Consider the following 6947-nt stretch of genomic DNA (forward strand, 5'->3'; position numbering starts at 1 on the left):
GCGATGGGTCTGAAACCTGTTTACGAGAAACTCCGGTAACAACGGATCAATGCGGATGCAAACAAAACCTTTCCGGATCGGCACCAGAGGCAGCCCGCTGGCGCTCGCCCAGGCAAACGAAGCCCGCGACAGGCTGATGGCCGCCCATAACCTCCCCGAGGAGATGTTCGAGATCGTCGTGCTCTCGACCAAGGGCGACCGCATCACCGATCGTTCGCTCTCCGAGATCGGCGGCAAGGGCCTGTTCACCGAGGAGCTGGAAGAGAAATTGGCGAGCGGCGACCTCGACATCGCCGTGCACTCCTCCAAGGACATGCCGACGACGCTGCCCGAAGGGCTCTGTCTCTCCGCCTACCTGCCGCGCGAAGACATTCGCGATGCTGTCGTAGGCCGCACCGCCCCGAAACTGATCGACCTGCCGCACGGCGCCACCGTCGGCTCCTCGTCGCTGCGCCGTCAGGCGCTGATCCGTCGCATGCGCCCCGACATCAACGTCATCACCTTCCGCGGCCTCGTCGACACCCGTCTGCGCAAGCTGAACGAGGGCCAGGTCGACGCGACGCTCTTGGCGCTCGCCGGCCTGAAGCGGCTCGGCAAGGTCGAGGTCATCACCGACATTCTCGATCCCGACACCTTCCCGCCGGCACCTGCCCAGGGCGCGATCTGCATCGAAAGCCGCATTGGCGACACGGTGACCGACGCGCTGCTCGCCCCGATCAACGATATCAGGACCTACGACACCGTCTCCTGCGAGCGCGCCTTCCTCGGCGCACTCGACGGCTCCTGCCGCACGCCGATCGGCGGCTATGCCGTCTGCGAGGGCGACCAGATCCGCCTGCACGGGCTGATCATCACACCCGATGGCCGCAGCCAGCATGCCATCAGCATCGACGGCCACCGCCGCGACGCGGTCGCGCTCGGCACCCGCGCCGGCCAGGATATCCGCGCCCGCGCCGGCACCTCCTTCTTCGACAGCTGGAGCTGACGGCTGATGCGCGTGCTCGTCACCCGTCCACCGCATCCGGGCGAGCGCACCGCAAAACGGCTGGCGGAGATGGGGCACGAGCCGGTCATGCTGCCGCTATCGGCCCCCGCCCACGACCCGGACGCCGCCTTCGCGGCGCTCGCCAACTCCGACGGCCCGATATCGGTCACCAGCGCCGAGGCCATCCGCGTCCTCACCGAACGCCCGGATGATCTCGCCCCACACCTCTCCCGCCCCCTCTACGCCGTCGGCGACGCCACCGCCGAGGAGGCAAGGGCCTCGGGCTTCAGAGACGTCACCGCCTCCACCGGCGACGGCGCCGACCTCGCCGAACGCATCGCGCAGCTAGACGTCGCGCGATCGGACACAACCCGGCTGCTCTACCTCGCCGGAGCCCCCCGCGCCGAAACCTTCGAGACCCGCGCTTTTGAGCTTGGCCTGACCGTCGATACGGTCGAATGCTACCGCATGCGCCGCCTCACGGTGCCCGACCAACTGCTCCGCGAACTCTTCTCGGCCCACGAACCGGACGCGATCCTCTTCTACTCGCGCCGCACCGCCGAGGATTTCTTCGCCCTCAGGGAAATATCCGCCAACCTCGACGCCCTGATCGGCGTCCGCCTGCTCTGCCTCAGCCCGACCATCGCCGACGCCATTCCCCCGACCCTGCAGGGCCAATCCGCCACCCCCGACCAACCGGATGAAACCGCCCTGTTATCGCTTCTGTGAGGCGTGGCGGCCGGCAAATTTCATCTGGCCTCTTTCCTTCACCGGCCTCACTGACTACTTTCGAACCACTGTAAGAATTAAGAGGGTCTCATGGCACCAGGAAATCCCCCCCGCCATTCGAAGAGCACCGACGAGCCGGTCACGATCGACTTGGATGCGCAGGAGATTGCCTCGGAAGAGACTGCCAGCAAGGACATCCAGAACGGGACCGGCAAGCCGGCCGACGACGTTGTCGAATCGCCTCCGGAGACCGCCGAATCGGTCGTTCCCGAGGAGGGCATCGGCGAGAGCGACGCCGTAAAGGCCAAGGTGGAAGAACCGACCGAGGAGACAGCCGGCCCCTTCGCCTACGACAAGGCGCCCGACCCCGAACTGCCGCCCTATAATCACGCACCCGAACCCGTGGAGCCCGCCAAGGCCGAGCCCGCGCGCCAGCCGGGCGGCACCTCGGGGCTGATCGCCGCCGGCATCGTCGGCGGGCTGATCGCGCTTGTTGGCGCCGGCGCCATCCAGTATGCCGGCCTACTGCCCGGTTCCTCGGCCCCCGAGGCGCCGTCGCCCGAGATCGCCAGCCTGTCGGGCGAGATAGACGGCCTCAAGCAGTCCGTCGCCAATCTCGCCGCCGCACCGCAGGCAGCCCCGGGCAACGACGCGCTCGAAAGCCGCCTCGCCGCGCTCGAAACCGCCGCCAAGACAACGCAAGCATCCGGGCCGGGTGCCGATAGCGCAACCGTCGACGCGCTGAACCAGAAGATATCCGATCTCACCTCCGAGCTCGACCAGCTGCGCGGCGCCGTCAGCCAGGCGACCGAGCAGCGCGCGACCAACGGCGCCGCGCTGGAACAGCGCCTCGCCGCCGCCGAACAGAAGCTCAGCGAGCCGCGCCAGGACGTCGCCGTCGCCAAGGCGATCGCGGCCGCGGCGCTCAAGGCCGCGATCGATCGCGGCGGCCCCTTCGTCGCCGAGCTCGACACCTATGCCGGCGTTTCGCCCGAGGATGCCGTCGTCGCCGATCTCGGGAACTTCGCCGAAACCGGCGTGCCCTCGCGCGCCGAGCTGATCCGCCAGGCCCCCGATGTCGCGACCGCGATCGTCGAGAGCGTCAACAAGCCCGATCCGAACGAGAGCTGGTCCGACCGGCTGATGGCCGGCGCCAAGTCGCTGGTCAAGGTCCGCCCGGTCGGCAACATCGAGGGCGACAGCGTCGAGGCGATCGCCGCGCGCATGGAAGACAAGGTGAAGAACGGCGACCTTCCCGGCGCCGCCAACGAGTGGACCACGCTTCCCGTCGATGCCAAGCAGGCGTCCGCCGCCTTCAAGCAATCGCTGGACGCCCGCATCCGCGTCGAGGAACTTGTCGGCAGCGCGCTGTCGAAGGCCGTCTCCGGCACCGGTAAGGAGGGCTGATCATGATCCGGCTCGTCGTCTTCGCGCTTCTCGTCCTTGCTCTCGGCTATGGCTTTTCCTGGCTTGCCGATCGCCCCGGCGATCTCTCGCTCATCTGGGAGGGCCAGCTTTATCAAACCCGGCTGATCGTCGCCGCCACCTTGATCATCGCGCTGATCGCGCTGGTCATGGTCGCCTGGTGGCTGGTGCGCGTCATCTGGACCTCGCCGCACTCCGTCACCCGCTATTTCCGCGCCCGCAAGCGCGACCGTGGCTACCAGGCGCTGTCGACAGGCCTGATCGCCGCCGGCGCCGGCAACGCGCTGATGGCCCGCAAGATGGCCGCCCGCTCGCGCGGCCTGATCCGCGCCGACCAGGAGCCGCTGATCGCGCTGCTCGAAGCCCAGGCGGCGCTCATCGAGGGCCGGCACGACGAGGCCCGCGCCAAATTCGAGGCGATGGTCGAGGATCCAGAGACCCGCGAGCTCGGCCTGCGCGGCCTTTATCTCGAGGCCAGGCGCCTGGGCGCCAACGAGGCCGCCCGCCAATATGCCGAAAAGGCCGCCGACAACGCGCCCTATCTCCCCTGGGCCGCCCAGGCGACACTCGAATACCGCAGCCAGTCCGGCCGCTGGGACGACGCGATCCGGCTGCTCGAACAGCAGAAGGCCGCCCGCGTCATCGACAAGGCCGAGGCCGACCGCCTGCGCGCCGTGCTGCTGACGGCCCGCGCCGACGAGAAGCTGGAAAACGATCCTTCAGGCGCCCGCGACGACGCCACCCACGCGCTGAAGCTGTCGGCCGATTTCGAGCCGGCCGCGATCATCGCCGCCAAGGCGCTGTTTCGCGAGGACAAGCTGCGCAAGGCGGCAAGCATTCTCGAACAGGCCTGGAAGACCAGCCCGCATCCCGAAATCGGCGCCACCTATGTGCGCGCCCGCAGCGGCGATTCGCTCGCCGACCGGCTGAAGCGTGCCGAAAAGCTGGAGACCATGCGTCCCAACAACATCGAATCGCTGTTGATCGTCGCCCAGGCGGCGCTCGACATCCGGGATTTCGCCAAGGCCCGGTCGAAAGCCGAGGCCGCCGCCCGCATCGAGCCGCGCGAGGCCGCCTTCCTGCTGCTCGCCGACATCGAGGAAGCGGAGACCGGCGATCAGGGCCGCATTCGCCATTGGCTCGCCCAGGCGCTGAAGGCGCCGCGCGATCCGGCATGGGTGGCAGACGGCTACGTCTCCGACAAATGGCTGCCGCTGTCGCCGGTGACGGGCAAGCTCGACGCCTTCGTCTGGAAGGCGCCGTTCGGCCAGCTCGAGGGCCCGGTCGAGGAAGGTTCGGTCATCTCCATCGACAGCGCGCTGAAGAGCCTGCCGCCGGTGCGCGACGTCAGGCCGGAAAGCGAGGCCGGCGATCACCGCATCATCGAGCTGGAGCGCGCCGCGACCATCGCCAGGGCGGCCCGCCCGGCGGCCGAGCCGCCGGCTGCACCGACACCGGCCAAACCGGCCCCCAAGGAGCCGGCGACCGCCGGCAAGCAGACGGAAGCCCCCGAGCCGCGCCCCTTCTTCGGCGGCCTGCCGGATGATCCGGGCGTGCGCAACCCATCGGCCGAGCCAGAACCCAAGACACGGCTTCGCCTCTTCTAGCCAAACAGGACCCGCATGTTCGAACGCTTCCAGGCATTTTTTCAGAACCTGACCACAGACAGCCACAAGAGCAGCTTCGCCCCCGACGATCCCCGCATCGCGGTGGCGGCGCTGTGCATGCAGGTCATGGAGGCCGACGGCCAGATCAAGGACAGCGAGAAGAAGCGTCTGCGCACGCTTCTGAAGGACCAGTACGGCCTCGATCGCAAGCAGCTCGACGCGCTGATGGCCGCGGGCCAGGAAGCCGAGAGCGACGCCGTCGACTATTACCGCTTCACCTCCGACCTGAAGCGCCACCTCGACACCGAGCAGCGGCTCGAGCTGATCGGCATCCTCTGGGACATCGTCTATGCCGATGGCGAGCGCAGCGAGATGGAGGACGACGCCATCTGGCGCATCGCCGAGCTTCTCGGCGTCTCCGCCCGCGAGCGCATCCAGAAGCGGCAGGAAGCGGCAAGACGCGTCACCGGCATCCAGGTGGTGCAAGACGATGCCGACTGACGGTTCGGGCACCGGTGTCGCGGGCACGCCTGCCGGCGATCCCGGCAAGCCGGGCCCAGGCGTCGAGGGCAAGCGCCCGGTGCTGATCGTGCTGCATCAGGAGAGCTCCAGCCCCGGCCGTGTCGGCCAGCTGCTCGCCGAAAAGGGCTATCCGCTTGACATCCGCCGCCCGGTTCTCGGGCAGACACTGCCGGCCACGCTTGCCGACCATGCCGGCGCCGTCGTCTTCGGCGGCCCGATGAGCGCCAACGATCCCGACGATTTCGTCAAGGCCGAGATCGGCTGGCTGGACGTGCCTCTGAAGGAGAAGAAGCCGCTGCTCGGCATCTGTCTCGGCGCGCAGATGCTGGTGCGCCATCTCGGGGAAAGGTCGAGGCCAATGCCGACGGCTCGACCGAGATCGGCTGGTACCCGCTGCGCCCGACGGAAAAGGGCCGGCAGCTCATGCACTGGCCGAAAATGGTCTACCATTTCCACAGCGAGGGCTTCGAACTGCCGCGCGGCGCCGATCTGCTCGCCGAGGGCGACGTCTATCGCAACCAGGCCTTCCGCTACAACGGCCACGCCTGGGCCCTGCAGTTTCACGCCGAGCTGACCCGCGCCATGATGCACCGCTGGGTCGTCCACGGCGCCCATCGCTTCATATTGCCCAACGCGCAGCAGGGTCGCGAGCATCTCGAAGGCCGCATGCTGTTCGACGCGCCGCTGCGCGCCTGGCTCGACGAATTCCTCGATCTGGTCTTCGAGGGCAGGAAGCCGAAATCGGCGCCATCCGCCAGGGCCACGCTCACGGCCTGATGCGGAGAGCCGCGCGCCGTGCTATGATCGGTCTCGTCACTCCGACGGCATTTTCGATCGCATTTTTCGACGGCATGTCTCCCCGAAAGTGATCACCGGTTTCGGGATCAGGACATGCGCAAGGCATGAGCCGGAGCACGCCAGCCAAAGATCGCGGCGCGCTTCGGCGGACACAGGTTCCGATCCACGATCCGGCCGTTTGGTCGCGCAAGGCGCCGCCATGACCGCAGCCATATCAGGGGAACAGCATGTCGAACTACGAACAGAAGCTTGTCTCGCTGGGTCTCGTCCTGCCCCAGCCGCTGAAACTGCCATCGCACATGACGCTGCCCTTTCCCTGGGTCAACGTGCGCGGCGACAGGGCCTTCATCTCCGGCCACGGCCCGCAGAACCCCGACGGCTCGCCATCAGGCCCCTTCGGCGTCGTCGGCGACACGGTGACGATCGAGGAGGCGCACGCCTCGGCCCGCAAGGTGGGGCTCGCCATGCTCGGCAGCCTGAAGCGCGAACTCGGCAGCCTCGACCGCATCACCGGCTGGTGCCGCGTGCTGGGCATGGTCAACTGCGCCCCCCACTTCTCCAACCCGCCCGCCGTCATCAACGGCTTCACCGAGCTGATCAACGAGGTCTTCGGCCACGACGTCGGCCGCCACGCCCGCTCCGCCATCGGCGTCGCCGGCCTGCCGCTGAATTTTCCCGTCGAGATCGAGGCGGAGGTGATGATTTCGGGGTGATGGTAGGATTTTTGGTATGGCTGACGTCGAGTGCGTGGCCCCCTCATCCGCCTGCCGGCACCTTCTCCCCGATGGGAGCTGTTGCAAAATACGAGATCGAGGCCAGTTCCGTTACGAACTGACCTGCCTCTTGCCCCGCTCAATGCTTTGAGTGGGGTTTTATCGGCT

6 protein-coding genes and 1 pseudogene are annotated in these 6947 nt (G+C 67.8%); all 7 read left to right on the forward strand.

Annotated features, from left to right (window positions below):
• Positions 1–55 precede the first annotated feature (55 nt).
• The 7 genes and pseudogenes from hemC to GGQ67_RS22520 all read left to right on the forward strand — a co-directional run bounded on the left by hemC (position 56) and on the right by GGQ67_RS22520 (position 6779).
• Positions 56–985: a hydroxymethylbilane synthase gene (hemC, locus tag GGQ67_RS22490; protein WP_183902360.1), complete on the forward strand. Its 930-nt coding sequence runs from the start codon at positions 56–58 to the stop codon at positions 983–985.
• Between the two features lie 6 nt (positions 986–991).
• Entirely contained in the window at positions 992–1714 is a 723-nt protein-coding gene (locus GGQ67_RS22495) for a uroporphyrinogen-III synthase (RefSeq protein WP_183902361.1), read from the forward strand.
• Between the two features lie 90 nt (positions 1715–1804).
• A complete protein-coding gene (locus tag GGQ67_RS22500; RefSeq protein WP_183902362.1) occupies positions 1805–3121 on the forward strand; it encodes a COG4223 family protein in 1317 nt (438 codons plus the stop codon).
• Positions 3121–4746, forward strand: a complete 1626-nt coding sequence (locus GGQ67_RS22505; protein ID WP_183902367.1) for a heme biosynthesis HemY N-terminal domain-containing protein — start codon at positions 3121–3123, stop codon at positions 4744–4746. Before GGQ67_RS22500 ends, GGQ67_RS22505 begins: the two co-directional genes overlap by 1 nt.
• A gap of 15 nt (positions 4747–4761) precedes the next feature.
• On the forward strand, positions 4762–5247 hold the full coding sequence (locus GGQ67_RS22510; protein ID WP_183902363.1) for a tellurite resistance TerB family protein: 486 nt from the start codon (positions 4762–4764) through the stop codon (positions 5245–5247).
• Positions 5237–6045, forward strand: a pseudogene (locus tag GGQ67_RS22515) (glutamine amidotransferase). Before GGQ67_RS22510 ends, GGQ67_RS22515 begins: the two are co-directional and overlap by 11 nt.
• Positions 6046–6293: 248 nt before the next feature.
• The gene (locus GGQ67_RS22520) at positions 6294–6779 is read left to right on the forward strand and encodes a RidA family protein (RefSeq protein ID WP_183902364.1); all 486 of its coding nucleotides are present in this window, start codon (positions 6294–6296) and stop codon (positions 6777–6779) included.
• Positions 6780–6947 lie beyond the last annotated feature (168 nt).

This window comes from Rhizobium metallidurans (genome assembly GCF_014196505.1).
Taxonomy (GTDB): domain Bacteria; phylum Pseudomonadota; class Alphaproteobacteria; order Rhizobiales; family Rhizobiaceae; genus Rhizobium; species Rhizobium metallidurans.